Below are 19297 nucleotides of genomic sequence, written 5' to 3' on the forward strand. Positions count from 1 at the left end.
CGCCTGGGGCTGGTGAGGTCGCCGGGCTCGGCCCAGGGTGTGTCTGAGATGTGCCTCCGGTTCATCGGGAGGCGCACGAGCGCTTCCGGCTTGGCGCGAGGCGATGGGAACGGTCGGTGTCGGCCGGCGGGTCGCCTGCGTACGACTGGCTGGCGGCAGCGTCTCTCCACCCGTGGGTGGACGCCGCCGCACTCGCGGATCCACCCACGATCCACCCCTGCTCCGATCTCCTGACCTGCGAACTTTCGTAGCTTCGAAGGCGTCGGCAGCGATCGCTGTCGGCACGGTCCTTCTTCGCTCACGGAGGCTCTGATGTCCGGGCTGGTCGACGCGTTTCTGATCGTGGCCGTGGTCGCCCTGGTGATCGCGCGCCAGTTCCGCGCGCAGCAGATCGACGCGGGACGGCGCTGGTGGCTGCTGCCCGTCGTCCTGGGCGTCGTGGCGCTGCGCGAGCCCGGCATCGTCGATGCCCATCACCACACGGCGTCGGTCGTACTGCTCACCGCCGAGCTGCTCATCGGTCTGGCCACCGGAGCTGCGTGGGCCTGGACCACCCGCATATGGAAGGAGCCGGACGGAGCCGTGTGGAGCAAGAGCTCCAAGGCGAGCGACATGGTCTGGTTCGTCGGCATAGCCCTCCGCGTCGGCCTCTACGCCCTCGGTGCTGCACTGGGAGTCCACCAGGAGTCGTCCGCCCTGCTCCTCGCCCTGGCAGCCACACTGCTCGTCCGCTCGGGGATCCTCGCCCTTCGCGCCCAGTCCCTGCACACGGCCCCCGCACAGGGCGCGGCGTACGGTGACGGGATGCCCCGGCCCGCATGGAAGGAGCGTGTGTGACGGAGAACTCCTGGACACGCTGGCCTTCGCGGGAGGCGCTGGGCCGTGACGGCGCCGCGCGATCCCGGCGGTTGATCGGCTGGGTCGTGCGGCTGTTGGTGATCGGCATGCTGCTGTGGGGTGCGTACGACAGCACTCACGTCCATGGATGGGGCGTGGTCGGGGCCGTTGCGGGAGTTCTGCTGACCACCCTCGTCGCCTGGGCGTTCTGGCGAGTCACGCTTGCGCACCGGCTCCTGCCGTCGATCGCGCTCATCGCCGTGCTCTTGGGGATCGCGGTCGTGGGACAGGCCGCCGACTTCACAACGGTGGCTCTCGTCATCTGGTGCGGTTGTGCCATCAGCGCCCTGGAGCGGCTCCCCCTCGCTGCCGCGCTTCCCGTGACGGCGGTCTCCCTCGCGGCCTTCGCCGCGATGAACAACGACGTGTGGCTGACGACCGCGGTGACGGCGGCCGGAATGGCGCTCGCCGGCTACACCCTGCGCCTGGACGCCGAAGCCCGTGGCAACGCCCAGCGGCTGCTCGCGCAGGAGCGGGCCGCGCGGGCGGCGGAGGCGGAGTCGGCGGCCCTCGCGGAACGGGCCCGCATCGCACGGGAGATCCACGACGTGCTGGCGCACAGCCTTTCGGCGCAGCTCGTGCATCTCGAGGCCGCCCGGCTGCTGATCGAGCGGGGAGTCGACCGGGAGCAGATCCTCGAGCGGGTCGTCGCGGCACGGGGGATGGCGCGGGACGGGCTCGCCGAGACCCGGCAGGCTCTCTCGGCGCTGCGCGGTGATCTGACGCCGCTGGAGGACTTCCTGACCCAGCTCGTGGAGACGACCGACGATGCCGAGGTCACCATTACGGGTGAGTGCAGGGGCCTGCCGGCCGAAGCCTCGCAGGCGGTCCGCAGGGTGGCCCAGGAGGCGCTGACCAATGTCCGCAAGCACGCTCCGGGCGCCAAGGTGCGGCTGAGGCTGGACTACGGCGAACATCAAGTGACCCTGGGCGTACGGGACTCGGGGGGATCGCCGGGCGAACTCACCGCTGCGGGGGCCGGGTACGGTCTGCTGGGCATGCGGGAGCGTGCCGAACTGCTCGGCGGTTCGCTGGAGGCCGGGCCGGACGAGGAGGGGTTCGTGGTGACGCTGAAGGTGCCCGTATGACGCAGGAGGTCCAGGGCAGGACCGCGCGGGTGGTGGTCGCTGACGACCAGACCGTCGTCCGGGAGGGCATCGTCATGCTGCTCGGGTTGTTGCCCGGTGTCGAGGTCGTCGGCGCGGCAGGGGACGGGGACGAGGCGGTGCGGCTCGTGGCCGAACTCGCCCCGGACGTGGTGCTGATGGACCTGCGCATGCCCCGCTGCGACGGCGTGGAGGCGACCCGGCGGATCCGGACCGAGCACCCCAGCACCCAGGTGGTGGTGCTCACCACGTACGCGGACGACGAGTCGCTGTTCCCGGCGCTGCGAGCCGGTGCACGCGGCTATCTGACGAAGGACGCGGGAGGGGACGAGATCGTCAGGGCGGTGCACAGTGTGCTGTCCGGGGACGCCGGGCTGTCGCCGAGCATCCAGCGGCGGTTGCTGGAGCGGTTGTCGGACCCCGAGCCGCAGCCGGCCGAGCCGGTGGAGGCGCCGGACGGGCTCACGGGGCGGGAGACCGAGGTGCTCGTGCTGATCGCCGATGGGCTCAGCAACCAGGAGATCGCCAGAAGACTGCATGTCTCCACCGCGACCGTGAAGACGCACATCAACAACCTGTTCGCCAAGACGGGGCTCAAGGACCGGGCGCAGGCGGTGCGTTACGCGTATGCGAAGGGACTTGTGCGGCCTCCGGCGGGTTGAGTCACCTGATGGGGTGAAGCGCGAGGGGAAGAAGAGTCGGGGATCTTCCCGTTCTGTCCATCCTTGGGCATGCAGTCAAGCAACGGTCGTCCCCGCTCCGGCGGGGGTGGTCCCGAAAGTGCGGCCGAACACCACGACGGTCACGCCCCGGCACTTGCCGAGGCACCCGAAGCCGTGAGGTACGAGGACCCCTGGTACGACGCACTCGCCTCGGGCTGGGGTGAGTCGGGCGGCGCCGGTGCGCCTGTGCCGTTGCCCGTTGCACAGGCCGGGCGGGCCCAGCGGGAGGCGGCGGCTGCGGACGTGTACCTCCAGGTGCAGCGCAGTGCGGCCTTCCAGGAGGTGCGCGGCCGGTACCGGAGGTTCGTCGTGCCGGCGTCCGTCGTGTTCTTCGGCTGGTACGTGGGGTATGTCGTGACCGCGACGACCGCGCCCGGGTTGATGGCACGGCCGGTGGCGGGTGCGGTGAACGTGGCGATGGTCGCGGGGCTGGGGCAGTTCCTCACCACCTTCCTGCTGACATGGGCGTACGCCCGGCACGCGCGGCTGCGCAGGGATCGGGCGGCGCTGGAGCTGCGTTGGGACACCCAGGAGCTGACGCGGGGCATCCGGGGCGGTGCTTCGTGACGGGCAATCATCAGACGCTGGCGTTACTGCTGTTCAGCGCGTTTGTCGCGGTCACGTTGGGGATCACGACGTGGGTGAGCCGCAACCGGCACGGTTCGGCGGAGGAGTTCTACGCGGGGGGCCGCCTTTTCTCACCGATGGAGAATGGTTTTGCCATCGCGGGCGACTACATGTCGGCGGCGTCCTTCCTGGGCATCTCCGGACTCATCGCGCTCTTCGGGTACGACGGGATGCTGTACTCGGTGGGCTTTCTCGTGGCGTGGCTGGTGGTGCTGTTCCTGGTCGCCGAACTGGTGCGCAACTGCGGGCGGTTCACGCTGGCCGACGTGGTGGCGGCGCGGATGCGTGAGCGGCCGGTGCGGATCGCGGCGGGAACTTCCTCGGTCACGGTGTCCGTTCTGTATCTGGTGGCGCAGATGGTGGGTGCGGGGAGCCTGGTCGCCCTGCTGCTCGGTGGTACCAGTGAAGCGGCGCAGACCTGGACGGTCATCGGGGTCGGCGCGCTCATGGTGATCTATGTGTCGTTGGGAGGGATGCGGGCCACCACATGGATTCAGATCGTGAAGGCGGTCCTGCTTCTCAGCGGCACGATCGTGTTGACCGTGCTCGTTCTGGTGCGGTGCCACGGCAATTTCGACCAGCTGCTGCTCACCGCGGCCGAACGCAGCGGGCACGGCGAGAAGTTCCTGGCACCCGGGCTCAAGTACGGCGAGGACTGGACCGCACGCTTCGACTTCATCAGTCTGGGACTCGCGCTCGTCCTGGGCACGGCGGGGCTGCCGCACATCCTCTCGCGCTTCTACACCGTGCCCACGGCTCGGGCCGCACGCCGTTCGGTGGTCTGGTCGATCGGGCTCATCGGCGGTTTCTATCTGATGACGATCGTCCTCGGTTTCGGGGCGGCCGCGATCGTGGGGCCGGAGGCCGTGCGCGGGTCCAACGCGGCCGGGAACACGGCCGTGCCCCTGCTCGCCCTCGATCTGGGCGGAGGCGCGGACTCCACAGGCGGAACGGTTCTGTTCGCGATCGTCGCCGCCATCGCCTTCGCCACGATCCTCGCGGTCGTCGCCGGGATCACCCTCGCCTCCTCCGCGTCCGTGGCTCACGACCTGTACGCGTCGCTGCGGCGACGGAACGCGAAGCCCCGCAGCGAGGTCGCCGTGGCGCGCGTCGCCGCCGTCGGTATCGGCGTGGTGGCGATCGGGCTCGGCCTCCTGGCCCGCGACCTCAACGTCGCCTTCCTGGTGGGTCTCGCCTTCGCGGTCGCCGCGTCCGCCAATCTGCCGGTGCTGCTCTACTCGCTGTTCTGGCGCGGCTTCACCACTCGGGGTGCGGTGTGGGCGGTGTACGGCGGGCTGATCCCGGCCGTGGTGCTCGTGCTGCTGTCGCCCGTGGTGTCGGGAAGCCCCGCGTCCCTGTTCCCGGGTGTCGACTTCCAGTTCTTCCCACTGCAGAACCCAGGCCTCGTCTCGATCCCGCTGGGCTTCGTCGCCGGCTGGCTCGGGACGGTCACCTCGGCGGAGGTGGCGGACGAGGCCAAGCACGCGGAGACCGAGGTGCGGTCGCTCACGGGGGCGGGAGCCGCCTAGATCGTCGAGACGACGACGGGGTGACATCCGTAAGAGGGGAGGGCACGGTTCCCTTCCCCCGCCCCCACGGGCCGTGCCCTCAGGCGCGGGTCGCCCACACGTAACGGTGTTCCGGGCGGCCCGCGTCGCCGTATTTGAGGGTGAGGCGGGCGCGTCCCGTGCGTTCCAGGAGCTTCAGATAGCGCTGAGCGGTCTGGCGGCTCACTCCGGTCCGTTCGGCGATCTCCTGGGCCGACAGGGGGCCTTCGGCGTTCATCAGGGACTGCCGTACGAGCTCCGCGGTCGTGGGGGAATGGCCTTTGGGCAGGTCCGGCTCCGACGGTGCGGACAGGGCGCCGAAGATGCGGTCCACCTCGGCCTGTTCCGCCTCGCCGCCGCCGTCGAGGGTGCGGCGCAGCTCCGCGTAGGCCTCGAGTTTGGCGCGCAGGCCCGCGAAGGCGAACGGCTTGACCAGGTACTGCAGCGCGCCCTGCCGCATCGCCGCCTGCACGGTGGTGATGTCCCGGGCCGCCGTCACCATGATCACGTCGGTCTGGTGGCCGCGGCGGCGCATCTCCTGGACGACCGACAGCCCCGTCTCGTCGGGCAGGTAGTGGTCCATGAGGACCAGGTCGAGCCGGGGCAGCAGCTCCACCTGGCGCAGCGCCTCCGCCGCGCTGTGCGCCTCGCCCGCCACATGGAAGCCCGGCACCTTCTCGACATAGGCGGCGTTGACCCGCGCGACACGCGTGTCGTCGTCCACGACAAGGACCTCGATCATCACGACTCCTCCTCGACGACTGCGGGTACGGTGAGCGCCGGTTCCAGGCCGGGGCCTGCCAGGGCCTCCGGCAGGACGACGGTGAACTCCGCGCCCCCGCCGTCGGCCTCGGTCACGGTCGCGCTGCCGCCCTGGCGCTCGGCCAGCCTGCGCACCAGGGAGAGCCCGATGCCGCGCTTGCCGTGTGCCGGCGGCTTCTTCGTGGACCAGCCCTCGGTGAAGACCAGTTCACGGTGTTCCGCGGGGATCCCCGGCCCCGTGTCGCGCACCCTGAGGACGGCGGTACGTCCTTCTGCGCGCAACTCGACCTCCACGCGCGCGTGCGGTTTGCCCGCGACGGCGTCGAGCGCGTTGTCCACCAGGTTCCCGACGACCGTGACGATGCCGCGGGGATCGATCAGCCGATCGGGAAGCCAGGTCCGGTCCGAGATCCACAGCGCGACCGCGCGCTCCGCCGCGACGGTCGCCTTGCCTACCAGCAGGGCCGCGAGCAGCGGGTCCCTGATCTTCTCGGTGACCTGCTCCGCGGTTGCGCGATGGTCGCCGACCACCTCTCCGACGAACTCCACGGCGTCGTCGTACATCTCCAGTTCTAGCAGTCCGAGGACCGTGTGCATCCGATTGGCGTGCTCGTGGTCCTGGGCGCGCAGGGCGTCGATCAGACCGCGCGTCGAGTCGAGCTCCCGGCCCAGCTGCTCCAGCTCGGTGCGGTCGCGCAGGGTGGCGACGGCGCCGCCGTCGTCGGTGGGCATGCGGTTGGCGATCAGGACCCGCTGGCCGCGCACGGTGAGCAGGTCGGTGCCGGTCACCCGGCCGGCCAGTACGTCGGTCGTACGGCCCTCGCCGAGCGCCTCGTCCAGGGAGCGGCCGACGGCCTCGTCGCCGATGCCGAGCAGGCGCCGCGCCTCGTCGTTGAGGAGGCGGATACGGCCGCTGCGATCCAGAGCGACGACGCCCTCCCTGATGCCGTGCAGCATCGCCTCGCGCTCCGCGAGCAGCGCCGAGATGTCGGAGAAGGCCAGGTCACGGGTCTGCCGCTGGACCCGCCGGGAGATGAGCCAGGCGGCGAGCGCGCCGACGGCCAGGGCGCCGCCCGCGTAGGCGAGCAGCCCCGGGATCGCGTGGATCAGCCGGGCCCGCACGCTGTCGTACGCGATGCCCACCGAGACCGCGCCGATGATGTCGCCGTCACTGTCACGCAACGGCACCTTGCCGCGGGCCGAGCGACCCAGGGTGCCGTCGTCGATCTCCATGACCTGCTCGCCGGCCAGCGCCCGCGCGGGGTCGGTGGAGACGATCCCGCCGATCTGCCGCGTGTCGGTGTGCGACCAGCGCACGCCTCTCGTGTTCATGATCACGACGTACTCGGCCTGGGTGGCCTTCCGGATCCGCTCGGCCTCCACCTGCACCGGTCCGTTCACCGACGGGGAGGTGCTCTGCAGGTCCTTCGCGATCTGTGGCTGCTCGGCGGTCGTCTGCGCGATCGCGAGGGCCCGGCGCATCGCCTGGTCGTCCAGCTGGTCGCTCAGCGGCGCGAGGAAGAGCCCGGTCGCGAGCACAGTGACCCCCGTGGCGATCGCGAGCTGCATCAGCAGCAGCTGCGAGAACATCCGCCGCGGCAGACCGAGGCGGAGGCGTCGTGCGGGGGGAGTGGGGCTCATACCCATGACGGTACGCGGAGGGCTACGAGCTGCCGTAGGGGTGTGGCGTGGATCTCTTGATCAACACATGGGGGCCGTACGACCATCACCGCACGGAAGCCGTACGCCCAGGTCAGCTCGCGAGCGCTGCCGGCGGCGCCAGTTCGCGCACCGCCATCACGTCCATCCGCGCGGGCGAGCCCAGCACCGACGTCCCGCAGCCCTCCTCGCGCGGCGGCAGGGACGCGCTCTGGGCCACGGCGACCCGCCAGTGGCGCCCGTCGACGTGTGCGACGGTCACCTCCCAGCGCGGTGCCGCGCCGTCCATCCGTACGACGCTCAGCGCGTCCGCCGTGTACTCGCCCGCCGCCGTGCGCACGGCCAGCTCCGCCGCCTGGCCGGGCCGCTCCCAGGCCGAGCCTCCGCGGCAGCCCTCCACGACGATCCGTCCGTCCTGGACGCTGTACAGGATCTCCTTGACGGCGTGGGCCCCGACCCGGCCGTACGCGTAGCCGTACGGCAGGACGAGCAGCGTCGGCGAGAAGCGATGTCCACCCAGATGGGTGACCTCCCAGACCCCCTCGACCCCGGAGGCGGACAGCTCGGCCGCCAGGGGCCGGCCGAGGAGCGCGCAGCAGCGGTCGCGCTTGCCGTTGGTGCAGACGAGCGCGAGCGGGTCACCTGTGTGGGGCCGTCCGCCGAGCGCCGAGCCGAAGCTGTGGTGGTCACCGGCGCCCAGTGCGGCGAAGTCGAGATCGAGCAGGCGCCGCGGGTCGCGGACCTCGGCGCTGTGCAGCCAGACGTTCCCGGGAGCCGTGTGGGACGCGTACACCCGGCGCACGGACGGTGTGCCGCAGTCCGCGTGCCGCCCGGGGCGGCGGATGAGCGCGATCCGTACGCCCGTGCCTTTCGCCGCCCGCTCCAGGGCGTGGCCCAGCGCGGGGTCCAGATGGCTCGAGGTGAGCGCATGAGCGCCCCACGGACCGGGCTGTTCGAGGAGCAGCCAGGTCTTCGCGGTCGCCGCGGTCCCGGAAATGGGCTCGTCGAGGTCGCGGGAGACGGATACACACGTACTCACAGAGGTGAGCCTAACCTGACTTGGCGCGGGGCGAATTCCGACGGTGCTGGTGTCCCGCTACGGCAGCGCTTGAGGTGGCTTGGCGCCCACGTAGAGACCGCTCGGTCGCATGCGCAGCGGGCGCTCCCCGTACTCCTCCAGGGTGTGGGCGATCCAGCCCGCCGTACGGGCGACAGCGAAGATCGTCTCGCCGGCCGTGGCGAGCATCCCGGAGGAGGCGGTGAGCACGGCGAGGGCCAGGTCCACGTTGGCGTGCAGCGGGGTGTGGCGGGCGGTGGTGGCCACCACGTCGCGGGCCGCGGCGAGGGCGGGTGCGGCGCGGGGGATCTCCTCCAGGAGGCCGAACAGGGCACGCGCGCGTGGATCCTCGCCCGGGTAGAGCCGGTGGCCCAGTCCCGGGATGCGGCGTCCGGCCCGCAGTTCGTCCGCGATCACGGGGCCCGCGTCGCCGCGGTCGAGCACGTCCAGCAGCAGCCGGTGGGCGAGCCCGCTGGCCGCGCCGTGCAGCGGGCCCTCGAGCACGCCGAGCCCGGCGGAAACGGCCGCGTAGGCGTGTGCGCGGGCCGAGGCGGCGACCCGCACGGCGAGGGTGGAGGCGGCCAGGTCGTGGTCGACGAGCAGGCCCAGAGCGGTGTCCAGGGCGCGCAGGGACGCCTCGTCGGGCTTGCGCGCGCTGAGTCGCGCCCACAGGCGCTCGGCCAGCGAGCCCTCGTCGCGGTGGCCGATCCGCACGGGAGGCAGGGCGGCGACGAGGGTGGGGATGAGGATGCGCGCGGTGCCCAGCACGGCGCTCTCGGACAGGTCGAAGCGCAGCGGGTCCGCGGTCGCGGCGGCGATCGCCGCGACCCGCAACCGGTCGGTGGGCGAGGTGTGTTCGGGCAGTGCGTCGACGGCGCGTCGGGCGACGGAGACGGAGGTGTCGGGGGCCGTGAAGGTCGTGCCGGGAAGCATCCGCCCCGTCCACAGCCACTCGGCGATCTCCTCGTAGGAGTGGCGCGCGGCCAGTTCGGTCGCGTCGACGCCCCGGAAGTAGTACCGGTCCGTGTCGATGAGCGTGATGCGGGTCCGCACGGACAGCTCGCCGCCGGAGCCCGAACTCCCGCCGGTGTCCCGCCTGTTGCGCCGGGCGAGCGCCTGTACCTCCTTGGCATCGAAGGTGCTGCCGCGGCCGCCGGGCACGCGTCGGCTGCCGAGCTGACCGCGGCTCACATAGGCGTAGACGGTCTCGGACTTCACGCCGAGGAGCTCGGCGGCCTCCTTGGTGGTCAGCCGCCGTCCCTCGAGGTCGGGAACGGGTTCGTGATCGCTCATGAGGTCACCGTATCGGCGTTGAGTAAATATTGATTCAATCAATATTGACAGTAGTCGAGTCAAGCATGGACAGTCGAATCAAGTCCAGGGAGGAAACATGTCCGTCAACAGGACCGCGGCCACCCTCGTCGACGTACCGCGAGGACTCGCGGGCGTCGTCGTCACCGACACGGAGATCGGTGATGTCCGGGGGGTCGAGGGCTTCTACCACTACCGCCAGTACTCAGCTGTCGAACTCGCGCAGACCCGCGGGTTCGAGGACGTCTGGCATCTCCTGGTCCACGGCGAACTGCCGGACGCCGAACGTGGCGCCGCCTTCGCCGCCGAGACCGCCGCGCTGCGCCGACTTCCCGACGAGGTGCGGGCGGCGCTGCCCGCCGTCGCGGCGGCGAGCGCGGTCTCCGGCCCGCTCGCCGGGATGCGCACGGCGCTGTCGCTGCTGGGTGCGGCGAAGGGCTTCCGGCCGGTGTACGACATCGACGCGGACGAACGTCGGCAGGACACCGTCGTGGCGGCCGCGGCCGTGCCGACTCTGCTCACCGCGCTGCACCGGCTGGGGCAGGGGCTGGAACCCGTGGAGCCGCGCGAGGACCTGTCCTACGCGGCCAACTACCTCTACATGTTGACGGGTTCGGAGCCGGATCCACGGTGTGCGCGGGCGATCGAGCAATACTTGATCTCAACCATTGATCACGGCTTCAATGCATCAACCTTCACAGCACGGGTCATCACCTCGACGGGTGCGGATGTCGCGGCGTGCCTCGTGGGTGCGGTCGGGGCGCTGTCGGGGCCGTTGCACGGCGGTGCGCCCAGCCGTGCGCTGGACACCCTCGATGCGATCGGTACGCCCGACCGTATCGATCCCTGGATCCGCGAACGGGTCCTCGCCGGTGAGCGCATCATGGGCTTCGGTCACGCCATCTACCGCACCGAGGACCCGCGCTCCCGCATGCTGCGCGAGGTAGCCGAGCGGTTCGGCGGCCCGCGCGTCGCCTTCGCCGTCGAGGTCGAGCGTCAGATCGAGGCGATCCTGGCCGAGCTGAAGCCCGGTCGCGAACTCCACACCAACGTCGAGTTCTACGCGGGCGTGGTCATGGAACTCTGCGGCCTGCCCCGCGAGATGTTCACGCCGACCTTCGCCGCTGGGCGGGTGGTGGGCTGGAGCGCCAACGTCCTGGAGCAGGCGCAGGATTCGAAGATCATCAGGCCGGTGGCGCGGTATGTGGGGCCGGGGGCGCCGGTGGCGGTGCCTGGAGCGAACGGTTGACCGATACTCGAAGTGCCTCGCGGGTGGAGGTCCTTGTGCGATGTGGCCGCGCCAAGACTGTTGTGGAAACTTCACCCACTTGCGGAGAGATAACGCGCGTAGAACGTTCGTCGGACTGGGTACCTTGGCCTGGCCCTCTCCGGGCGCTCCGGCGACACCCTTGCGCGGAGAGCGCACTCCGTCGCACCAACGACGAACCATCGCGGCTGACATCAGAGGGCACACCCATCCCTCTGAGTCACAAGGCGGTACACCTCCGTGAAGATCGTGCGACGTGTCGGGGTCTCGCCACGGGAGCGTGGCAGTACCACAGGCCAGACCTGCCCCGACATCTTCGAGCTCAGCAATGGTGACTTCGCGGTCATCGGGCGCGAGGCGACCGCCGAAATCGACCCTGAGCTCCCGTCGGACGCCGCACGAGCGGATTACGAGCGGATCGTCGTCATCACACGCGAGACGCTCGTCCGCGCCAAGCAAGACATCCCCGATGTCTGACACGTCCTGAGTGGTGACCGCCCTGCCGAGGCCCGGCCCTGTGAATCCGGGCCTCGAAGTCATGCCGACTCGTCGGGTGGCTCGCCCACGACCCACCACTCGTCGGTGTCGGAATCGGCCAGCTCCTGGATCAGATCGTCCATCATCCGGCCAAGAATGAACTCCTCCGATGCTTCGGGCAGGCTCTTGCGGTGGTGGCGAGTCGCGTCCCAGTACTCGCGGAACACCTTGTTCTGGCACATCACCCGCAGATGGCCGTACAGCTCCGCCTGGGACAGGGCGCCGATCCGGTAGAAGTGCAGGTTGTTGACGTAGAGCGCGTTGGCGAAGAGGAACTGTCGCTGTTTGTCGATGGGGATCTCGGACTCGTACGTGTTCAGCACCTCGGCCAGGGCCGGATCGGCCATGGCTTTGCAGAGCAGGTCGAAGGAGAGCCGGTGCTGTTCGGCCAGAGCGGCCCTTTTGCGGCGTCGTGAGCCCGGCATGCCGACGGAGTCGACGGCGACAGTGAGCCGCGCCTTCGCGGCCGAAACCATCCTCCGTACACCTGCACTCTGTGTGGCCATGTCAACCCCCGAATCAGGCGGCCGTCCGCCGGTCGTCGGGGTGCGGGTCGACGGAAGGGGACCGGCGAGCGGTGGGCGGCGCTTGCCGTCTCCCAGGGTGCCGAGCGGCTCTGATCGGCGGGGGAGGCGGAGAGGAGGCGCACGGAGGGAAGCGAGGGTCGCACGCACCGGCGCCTTGCCCAACGTCTGCCCCGCAAGTGCTGCTAACAATCGTTCACTTCGCGGTGATTCTTCCGGCTCGTATCCTGGTCCGGCATTCAATCCTCGTACGTGCGCCGGGCCCGCGATCCGGTGCACGCGTCGGTGTCAGAGAGGTCGCACGTTGAGTCAGCCGAGCCACAGCCGTCGGCAGATCCCGGTCGTCGTACTTGCCGGATTCCTCGGTTCCGGCAAGACCACCCTCCTCAACCACCTCCTGCACCGCAGCGGAGGCAGTCGTATCGGTGCGATCGTCAACGACTTCGGGGCCATCGAGATCGACGCCATGGCCGTCGCGGGCGCCCTGGGCGACTCCACCGTCTCCCTCGGCAACGGCTGCCTGTGCTGCGCCGTCGACGCCGCCGAGCTGGACGTGTACCTCGAACGGCTTGCCCGTCCGGACACCGGCATCGATGTGATCGTCATCGAGGCCAGCGGGCTCGCCGAACCCCAGGAACTCGTGCGTATGTTGCTCGCGAGTGAGCATCCGGGGATCGTCTACGGCGGACTCGTCGAGGTCGTCGACGCCGCCGAGTTCGACGACACCCGCGCCAAGCACCCCGAGATCGACCGGCATCTCGCCCTCGCCGACCTCGTCGTGGTCAACAAGCTCGACCGGGCGCCCGACGGCGAGCGCGTCCTCGGACCCGTACGGTCCCTCGTCGACCGTGCCGCGGTGGTGCCCGCCGCCTACGGCCGCATCGACCCCGAGTTCCTCTTCGACTGCCGGCCCGGCGAGGAGCGGATCGGGCAGCTCTCCTTCGACGACCTGCACCACCACGAAGACGACATGCACGACGGGCATCTGCACGCCGCGTACGAGAGCCTCTCCTTCGTCTCCGAGACGCCGCTCGATCCGCGTCGGCTCATGCGGTTCCTCGACAGTCGGCCCGAGGGGCTGTACCGGATCAAGGGGTACGTCGACTTCGGCGCGTACGACACCCGGAACCGTTACGCCGTCCATGCCGTCGGGCGGTTCCTGCGCTTCTACCCGGAACCCTGGCCCGTGGACGCCGAGCGCCTCAGCCAGCTGGTTCTCATCGGCTCCGGCATCGACGTGCCCGCGCTCGGCAAGGAACTGGAGGAGTGCGGGAGCGACGCCCCGCACACCGCCGACGAGCACGGAATGTGGGGCGTCCTGCGCTACGTACAGGATCCCGAAGAGGACCTTCAGGACCCCGCGTTCTAGGCCGGTCCCGCCACTACCGACACCGTCTTCGCCAGCGACACACCCGAACCGTCACGGCGCGGGTCGATCTCCGGCAGGTCCGCCGGTGTGCCGTTCTTCTGCGCGGCGCGGGCCGGTACGGGGCCCGCCCAGGCCAGGGACAGACAGTCCTCGCCCTTCAGGAACCGCTGGCAGCGGACGCCGCCGGTGGCGCGACCCTTGCGCGGATACTGGTCGAACGGGGTCAGCTTGGCTGTCGTCTGGACGGAGTCGTCCAGCGTGCCGCGCGAGCCCGCGACCGTGAAGACGACCGCGTCCACGGCCGGGTCCACCGCGGTGAAGGAGATGACCTTCGCGCCGTCCGTGAGCTTGACGCCCGCCATGCCTCCCGCGGGCCGGCCCTGCGGGCGGACCTGCGCGGCCTGGTAGCGCAGCAGCTGCGCGTCGTCCGTGATGAAGACCAGGTCCTCATCACCGGTGCGCAGCTCGACCGCGCCGACGATCCGGTCACCGTCCTTCAGCGTGATGACCTCCAACTCCTCCTTGTTGGACGGATAGTCGGGCACCACACGCTTGACCACACCCTGCTCCGTGCCGAGCGCCAGACCCGGCGACGACTCGTCGAGGGTCATCAGGCAGACCAGCGTCTCGCCGTCCTCCAGGGAGACGAACTCCGTCAGCGGAGCCCCTCCGGCGAGGTTCGGCGCCGACGCCGTATCCGGCAGTTGCGGCAGGTCGATGACGTTGATCCGCAGCAGCCGGCCGCTCGACGTCACCGCGCCCACCTCACCGCGCGCGGTCGCCGGGACCGCCGAGACGATCACGTCGTGCTTCACGCGCCGGCTGTCCGCGTCCTCCGGGAAGGGCTCGCCGTTCGCCGTACGGGCCAGCAGACCCGTCGAGGACAGCAGCACCCGGCACGGGTCGTCCGCCACCTGCAGGGGAACGCCGACCGCGGGGGCGACCGCTCCCGCCTCCAGCAGGACCGTACGTCGGTCGGTGCCGAACTTCTTGGCCACCGCGGCCAGTTCGGTGGAGACCAGCTTGCGCAGCTCCGTGTCCGAGTCGAGGATCCGGGTCAGCTCCTCGATCTCCGCGTTGAGCCGGTCCTTCTCGGACTCCAGCTCGATGCGGTCGAACTTGGTGAGGCGGCGCAGCGGCGTGTCGAGGATGTACTGCGTCTGGATCTCGCTCAGCGAGAAACGCTGCATCAGGCGCTGCTTGGCCTGCGCGGAGTTGTCGCTGGAGCGGATGAGGCGAATGACCTCGTCGATGTCGACGAGCGCCGTGAGCAGGCCCTCCACCAGGTGCAGACGGTCACGGCGCTTGGTGCGGCGGAACTCGCTGCGCCGGCGCACGACCTCGAAGCGGTGGTCGAGATAGACCTCGAGGAGCTCCTTGAGGCCCAGCGTCAGCGGCTGGCCGTCGACCAGCGCGACGTTGTTGATGCCGAAGGACTCCTCCATCGGCGTCAGCTTGTACAGCTGCTCCAGGACCGCCTCCGGCACGAAGCCGTTCTTGATCTCGATGACCAGACGCAGGCCGTGCGCACGGTCGGTGAGGTCCTTGACGTCGGCGATGCCCTGGATCTTCTTCGAGCCGACCAGGTCCTTGATCTTGGCGATGACCTTCTCCGGGCCGACCGCGAAGGGCAGCTCGGTGATGACCAGACCCTTGCGGCGGGCCGTGACGGTGTCCACCGACACCGTGGCGCGGATCTTGAAGGTGCCGCGGCCCGTCTCGTACGCGTCCCGGATGCCGGCCAGGCCGACGATCCGGCCGCCGGTGGGCAGGTCGGGGCCCGGGACGTACCTCATCAGCGTCTCGAGATCCGCGTTGGGGTGGCGGATCAGATGGCGGGCGGCCGCGATGACCTCGGAGAGGTTGTGCGGGGGCATGTTCGTGGCCATGCCGACCGCGATGCCCGACGCGCCGTTCACCAGCAGGTTCGGGAACGCGGCGGGCAGCGCCACCGGCTCCTGCTCCTGGCCGTCGTAGTTGGGGGCGAAGTCGACCGTGTCCTCTTCGATCGACTCGGTCATCAGGCTCGTCGCCTCGGCCTGCCGGCACTCGGTGTACCGCATGGCGGCCGGCGGGTCGTCGTTGCCCAGCGAACCGAAGTTGCCGTGGCCGTCGACCAGGGGGACGCGCATGGAGAAGGGCTGGGCCATGCGCACCAGGGCGTCGTAGATCGACGCGTCGCCGTGCGGGTGCAGCTTGCCCATGACCTCGCCGACGACACGGGCGCACTTCACATAGCCGCGGTCGGGGCGCAGGCCCATCTCGTTCATCTGGTAGACGATGCGCCGGTGCACCGGCTTGAGGCCGTCACGGGCGTCCGGCAGGGCGCGGGAGTAGATGACCGAGTACGCGTACTCGAGGAAGGAGCCCTGCATCTCGTCGACGACGTCGATGTCGAGGATCTTCTCCTCGAACGAGTCGTCGGGCGGCGGGGTCTTCGTGCTTCGGCGGGCCATCGCTGCCGGCTCCTCTTTTCTGGTCGCTCGCCTTCGGGTCGCGCCCCTTCGGCTCACTCTTGCTGAAGCGTGAACGGGATCTGACGCGGACCATTGTGGACCGCGGCACTGACAACGCGGACGACGACCCGGCGTCAGCCGTCCCGCAGGGTGTTCACCCGTACGGCACGCGGCGCCCGCCCGCAGGCTACGGGATCTCGCTGTCGGCGTACGACCACCGGGAACTTCACCGGCGCTCCGCACGCTTGCATACAGTGGCAGGACCGGCAGAAAAACGCGGTTCAGATCAACCGCACCGCGATCGAAGGGACGTACATGCCCATGGGTCACACGGCCACAGACCAGGCAGGCACCGGAGGCCTGACAGCAACGGAGCACCGCCTGGCCAACGGGCTGCGCGTGGTGCTCTCCGAGGACCACCTGACCCCGGTCGCGGCGGTGTGCCTCTGGTACGACGTCGGCTCGCGTCACGAGGTCAAGGACCGTACCGGCCTGGCTCACCTCTTCGAGCACCTGATGTTCCAGGGCTCCGGACAGGTCAAGGGCAACGGCCACTTCGAGCTCGTCCAGGGCGCGGGCGGCTCGCTCAACGGCACCACGAGCTTCGAGCGCACCAACTACTTCGAGACCATGCCCACCCACCAGCTGGAGCTCGCCCTCTGGCTGGAGGCCGACCGCATGGGCTCGCTCCTTGCCGCCCTCGACGACGAGTCGATGGAGAACCAGCGGGACGTCGTCAAGAACGAGCGCCGTCAGCGCTACGACAACGTCCCCTACGGCACGGCGTTCGAAAAGCTGACAGCCCTCGCCTACCCCGAGGGTCACCCGTACCACCACACGCCGATCGGTTCGATGGCCGACCTGGACGCGGCCACGCTGGAGGACGCGCGCGCGTTCTTCCGGACGTACTACGCGCCGGGCAACGCGGTGCTGTCCGTCGTCGGCGACATCGACCCCGAGCAGACGCTCGCCTGGATCGAGAAGTACTTCGGCTCGATCGCGTCGCACGACGGCAAGCCCGCCCCGCGCGACGGCTCGCTGCCCGAGGTCATCGGCGAGCAGCTGCGCGAGGTCGTCGAGGAAGAGGTCCCCGCGCGCGCGTTGATGGCGGCCTACCGGCTGCCGCACGACGGCACGCGCGACGCCGACGCGGCCGATTTGGCGCTCACCGTCCTCGGCGGCGGTGAGTCCTCCCGCCTCTACAACCGGCTGGTACGCCGCGACCGTACGGCCGTCGCCGCCGGCTTCGGCCTGCTGCGGCTCGCCGGAGCGCCCTCCTTGGGGTGGCTGGATGTGAAGACGTCCGGTGACGTCGAGGTGCCGGTCATCGAGGCGGCGATCGACGAGGAGCTCGCCCGGTTCGCCGCGGAGGGCCCCACGGCCGAGGAAATGGAGCGCGCCCAGGCCCAATTGGAGCGCGAGTGGCTGGACCGGCTCGGCACCGTCGCGGGCCGCGCCGACGAACTGTGCCGCTACGCCGTCCTGTTCGGCGACCCGCAGCTCGCCCTCACCGCCGTCAACCGGGTGCTCGAGGTGAGCGCCCAGGAGGTCCAGGAGGTCGCCAAGGCCCGCCTGCGCCCCGACAACCGCGCGGTGCTCGTCTACGAGCCCGTCTCCGGAGAGACCGCCGAGGACGCGGATCCCCCGGAGGACCCCGAGGCCGAGGCCACCGTCGAGGCCGGCGACAAGAACGAGGAGGCGGCCAAGTGACCGAGCTCGCCACGATGGAATTCCACCCCCGGCCGCAGGCGGGCGAGGCGCGGCCGTGGGCCTTCCCGGCCCCCGAGCGCGGCACGCTCGACAACGGCCTGACGGTCCTGCGCTGCCACCGCCCCGGCCAGCAGGTCGTCGCCGTCGAGGTCCTCCTCGACGCCCCGCTGGACGCCGAGCCGGCCGGCCTGGACGGCGTCGCCACGATCATGGCGCGGGCCTTCTCGGAGGGCACCGACAAGCACACCGCCGAGGAGTTCGCCGCCGAGCTGGAGCGGGCCGGCGCCACCCTCGACGCCCACGCCGACCACCCCGGCGTACGGCTGAGCCTCGAGGTCCCGGCGTCACGGCTGCCCAAGGCGCTCGGTCTGCTGGCCGACGCCCTCAGGGCGCCCGCGTTCGCGGACAGCGAGGTCGAGCGGCTCGTCACCAACCGCCTCGACGAGATCCCGCACGAGCTGGCCAACCCCTCCCGCCGGGCCGCCAAGGAGCTCTCCAGGACCCTGTTCCCGGCGGACCTGCGCATGTCCCGCCCGCGCCAGGGCACCGAGGAGACCGTCCAGAACATCGACTCCGCGGCCGTACGCGCCTTCTACGAGAAGCACGTCCGCCCAGCCACCGGCACCGTCGTGGTCGTCGGCGACCTCACCGGCATCGATCTCGACGCGCTGCTCGCCGACACCCTCGGCTCGTGGACCGGCTCCCAGGCCGAACCGCGTCCGGTGCCGCCGATCACCGCCGACGACACGGGCCGTGTCGTCATCGTGGACCGCCCCGGCGCCGTCCAGACGCAGCTGCTGATCGGCCGTATCGGCGCCGACCGGCACGACCGTGTGTGGGCCGCGCAGGTGCTCGGCACGTACTGCCTCGGTGGCACCCTCACCTCCCGTCTGGACCGTGTCCTGCGCGAGGAGAAGGGCTACACCTACGGTGTGCGCTCGTTCGGGCAGGTCCTCAGGTCCGCCCCCGACGGAACGGGCGCCGCGATGCTCGCCATCAGCGGCTCCGTCGACACCCCGAACACCGGTCCGGCCCTGGACGACCTGTGGACGGTCCTGCGCACCCTCGCCGCGGAGGGGCTCACCGACGCCGAGCGGGACGTGGCCGTGCAGAACCTCGTCGGCGTGGCCCCGCTGAAGTACGAGACCGCGGCGGCCGTCGCGAGCACGCTGGCCGACCAGGTCGAGCAGCACCTGCGCGACGACTACCAGGCCACGCTGTACCGGCAACTCGCCGCGACCGGCACCGTGGAGGCCACTGCGGCGGCCGTCAACGCCTTCCCGGTGGACCGGCTCGTGACGATCCTGGTCGGCGACGCGTCCGCCATCAAGGAGCCCGTGGAGGCCCTCGGGATCGGTGAAGTGACCGTCGTGTCCGCCGAGTAGCGGCACGCGCGTGAAGGGGCCCTGGTGACTGACGTGTCACCAGGGCCCCTTAATGTCCGAATTAGGGGAGAGGTTGCCTGTCTGCCCTGTGGCATGCGCTACAAAAACCCTGATCCGTTTGGGGATTGAAAGTCGCCCCGCTTAGCGTCATCCGGGCTGTTCGTCAGGCAGTGCGCCGCGCCCGCGGCACCGGACAGCCATCGCCGAGTCCCCGTACGGCGCGAGCCAGGGGAGCCGGGGACCCACATATATGTAGTCCCTGGGGTGAATCGGACGCCCGCGCGTGCAGCGAGGGGGTCCGTAGGAGACCTTCCTGCTCCGAACCCGTCAGCTAACCCGGTAGGCGAGAGGGAAGGAAAGG

At 70.4% G+C, this 19297-nt stretch carries 16 protein-coding genes and 1 riboswitch; of the genes, 10 read left to right on the forward strand and 6 right to left on the reverse strand.

What is annotated here, in order from left to right; all coding sequences use genetic code 11:
• Positions 1–312: 312 nt before the first annotated feature.
• From OHU89_RS36270 to OHU89_RS36290, 5 genes are all read left to right on the forward strand, one after another.
• Positions 313–837, forward strand: a complete 525-nt coding sequence (locus tag OHU89_RS36270; protein ID WP_405649184.1) for a DUF1453 domain-containing protein — start codon at positions 313–315, stop codon at positions 835–837.
• Positions 834–1985: a histidine kinase gene (locus OHU89_RS36275; RefSeq protein ID WP_405649186.1), complete on the forward strand. Its 1152-nt coding sequence runs from the start codon at positions 834–836 to the stop codon at positions 1983–1985. Before OHU89_RS36270 ends, OHU89_RS36275 begins: the two co-directional genes overlap by 4 nt.
• Complete coding sequence (locus OHU89_RS36280) at positions 1982–2665, forward strand: response regulator (RefSeq protein ID WP_405649187.1); 684 nt, start codon at positions 1982–1984, stop codon at positions 2663–2665. Before OHU89_RS36275 ends, OHU89_RS36280 begins: the two co-directional genes overlap by 4 nt.
• 69 nt (positions 2666–2734) lie before the next feature.
• The gene (locus OHU89_RS36285; protein WP_405649188.1) at positions 2735–3292 is read left to right on the forward strand and encodes a DUF485 domain-containing protein; all 558 of its coding nucleotides are present in this window, start codon (positions 2735–2737) and stop codon (positions 3290–3292) included.
• Positions 3289–4881, forward strand: coding sequence for a cation acetate symporter (locus OHU89_RS36290; RefSeq protein ID WP_405649189.1), 1593 nt, complete (start codon positions 3289–3291; stop codon positions 4879–4881). The genes OHU89_RS36285 and OHU89_RS36290 overlap by 4 nt, the downstream gene beginning before the upstream one ends.
• Positions 4882–4960: 79 nt before the next feature.
• On the opposite strand, the gene OHU89_RS36295 is transcribed toward OHU89_RS36290, so the two are convergent.
• From OHU89_RS36295 to OHU89_RS36310, 4 genes are all read right to left on the reverse strand, one after another.
• Positions 4961–5641 carry a response regulator gene (locus tag OHU89_RS36295; protein WP_046257064.1) on the reverse strand — a complete coding sequence of 227 codons (681 nt, stop codon included), beginning with the start codon at positions 5639–5641 and terminating at the stop codon, positions 4961–4963.
• Positions 5641–7302 carry an ATP-binding protein gene (locus tag OHU89_RS36300; protein ID WP_405649190.1) on the reverse strand — a complete coding sequence of 554 codons (1662 nt, stop codon included), beginning with the start codon at positions 7300–7302 and terminating at the stop codon, positions 5641–5643. The genes OHU89_RS36295 and OHU89_RS36300 overlap by 1 nt, the downstream gene beginning before the upstream one ends.
• A 112-nt stretch (positions 7303–7414) precedes the next feature.
• Positions 7415–8359 (reverse strand): sucrase ferredoxin, encoded by a 945-nt coding sequence (locus OHU89_RS36305; protein ID WP_405649191.1) that lies wholly within the window; start codon positions 8357–8359, stop codon positions 7415–7417.
• Between the two features lie 57 nt (positions 8360–8416).
• Positions 8417–9670, reverse strand: coding sequence for a citrate synthase (locus tag OHU89_RS36310; RefSeq protein WP_405649192.1), 1254 nt, complete (start codon positions 9668–9670; stop codon positions 8417–8419).
• 97 nt (positions 9671–9767) lie between these two features.
• On the opposite strand from OHU89_RS36310, the gene OHU89_RS36315 reads away from it, so the two are divergent.
• Positions 9768–10937, forward strand: coding sequence for a citrate synthase/methylcitrate synthase (locus OHU89_RS36315; protein WP_405649193.1), 1170 nt, complete (start codon positions 9768–9770; stop codon positions 10935–10937).
• 258 nt (positions 10938–11195) lie between these two features.
• Entirely contained in the window at positions 11196–11432 is a 237-nt protein-coding gene (locus OHU89_RS36320; protein WP_405649194.1) for a hypothetical protein, read from the forward strand.
• Positions 11433–11491: 59 nt separating this feature from the next.
• Here the strand turns inward: OHU89_RS36320 and OHU89_RS36325 are convergent, their stop codons facing one another.
• Positions 11492–11998: a DUF6082 family protein gene (locus tag OHU89_RS36325; RefSeq protein WP_405649195.1), complete on the reverse strand. Its 507-nt coding sequence runs from the start codon at positions 11996–11998 to the stop codon at positions 11492–11494.
• A gap of 322 nt (positions 11999–12320) precedes the next feature.
• On the opposite strand from OHU89_RS36325, the gene OHU89_RS36330 reads away from it, so the two are divergent.
• The gene (locus OHU89_RS36330) at positions 12321–13385 is read left to right on the forward strand and encodes a CobW family GTP-binding protein (protein WP_405649196.1); all 1065 of its coding nucleotides are present in this window, start codon (positions 12321–12323) and stop codon (positions 13383–13385) included.
• On the opposite strand, the gene OHU89_RS36335 is transcribed toward OHU89_RS36330, so the two are convergent.
• A complete protein-coding gene (locus OHU89_RS36335; protein WP_405649197.1) occupies positions 13382–15841 on the reverse strand; it encodes a DNA topoisomerase (ATP-hydrolyzing) subunit A in 2460 nt (819 codons plus the stop codon). The genes OHU89_RS36330 and OHU89_RS36335 overlap by 4 nt on opposite strands.
• Before the next feature lie 315 nt (positions 15842–16156).
• Here OHU89_RS36335 and OHU89_RS36340 point away from each other — a divergent pair, with 315 nt between their 5' ends.
• Together OHU89_RS36340 and OHU89_RS36345 are read left to right on the forward strand one after the other, a co-directional pair.
• Positions 16157–17551 carry a M16 family metallopeptidase gene (locus OHU89_RS36340; RefSeq protein ID WP_405649198.1) on the forward strand — a complete coding sequence of 465 codons (1395 nt, stop codon included), beginning with the start codon at positions 16157–16159 and terminating at the stop codon, positions 17549–17551.
• Positions 17548–18936: a M16 family metallopeptidase gene (locus OHU89_RS36345; protein ID WP_405649199.1), complete on the forward strand. Its 1389-nt coding sequence runs from the start codon at positions 17548–17550 to the stop codon at positions 18934–18936. Before OHU89_RS36340 ends, OHU89_RS36345 begins: the two co-directional genes overlap by 4 nt.
• Before the next feature lie 191 nt (positions 18937–19127).
• A riboswitch (cyclic di-AMP (ydaO/yuaA leader) is annotated at positions 19128–19297 on the forward strand.

This window comes from Streptomyces sp. NBC_00019, from assembly GCF_045041015.1.
GTDB lineage: Bacteria > Actinomycetota > Actinomycetes > Streptomycetales > Streptomycetaceae > Streptomyces.

What these genes read in the sequence shown, in the direction of transcription:
- OHU89_RS36325 (WP_405649195.1), bottom strand. Translation starts at nt 11,998, where the DNA reads ATGGCCACACAGAGTGCAGGTGTACGGAGGATGGTTTCGGCCGCGAAG.
- OHU89_RS36340 (WP_405649198.1), top strand. Translation starts at nt 16,157, where the DNA reads ATGCCCATGGGTCACACGGCCACAGACCAGGCAGGCACCGGAGGCCTG.
- OHU89_RS36270 (WP_405649184.1), top strand. Translation starts at nt 313, where the DNA reads ATGTCCGGGCTGGTCGACGCGTTTCTGATCGTGGCCGTGGTCGCCCTG.
- OHU89_RS36295 (WP_046257064.1), bottom strand. Translation starts at nt 5,641, where the DNA reads ATGATCGAGGTCCTTGTCGTGGACGACGACACGCGTGTCGCGCGGGTC.
- OHU89_RS36285 (WP_405649188.1), top strand. Translation starts at nt 2,735, where the DNA reads ATGCAGTCAAGCAACGGTCGTCCCCGCTCCGGCGGGGGTGGTCCCGAA.
- OHU89_RS36335 (WP_405649197.1), bottom strand. Translation starts at nt 15,841, where the DNA reads ATGGCCCGCCGAAGCACGAAGACCCCGCCGCCCGACGACTCGTTCGAG.
- OHU89_RS36310 (WP_405649192.1), bottom strand. Translation starts at nt 9,670, where the DNA reads ATGAGCGATCACGAACCCGTTCCCGACCTCGAGGGACGGCGGCTGACC.
- OHU89_RS36315 (WP_405649193.1), top strand. Translation starts at nt 9,768, where the DNA reads ATGTCCGTCAACAGGACCGCGGCCACCCTCGTCGACGTACCGCGAGGA.
- OHU89_RS36300 (WP_405649190.1), bottom strand. Translation starts at nt 7,302, where the DNA reads ATGAGCCCCACTCCCCCCGCACGACGCCTCCGCCTCGGTCTGCCGCGG.
- OHU89_RS36280 (WP_405649187.1), top strand. Translation starts at nt 1,982, where the DNA reads ATGACGCAGGAGGTCCAGGGCAGGACCGCGCGGGTGGTGGTCGCTGAC.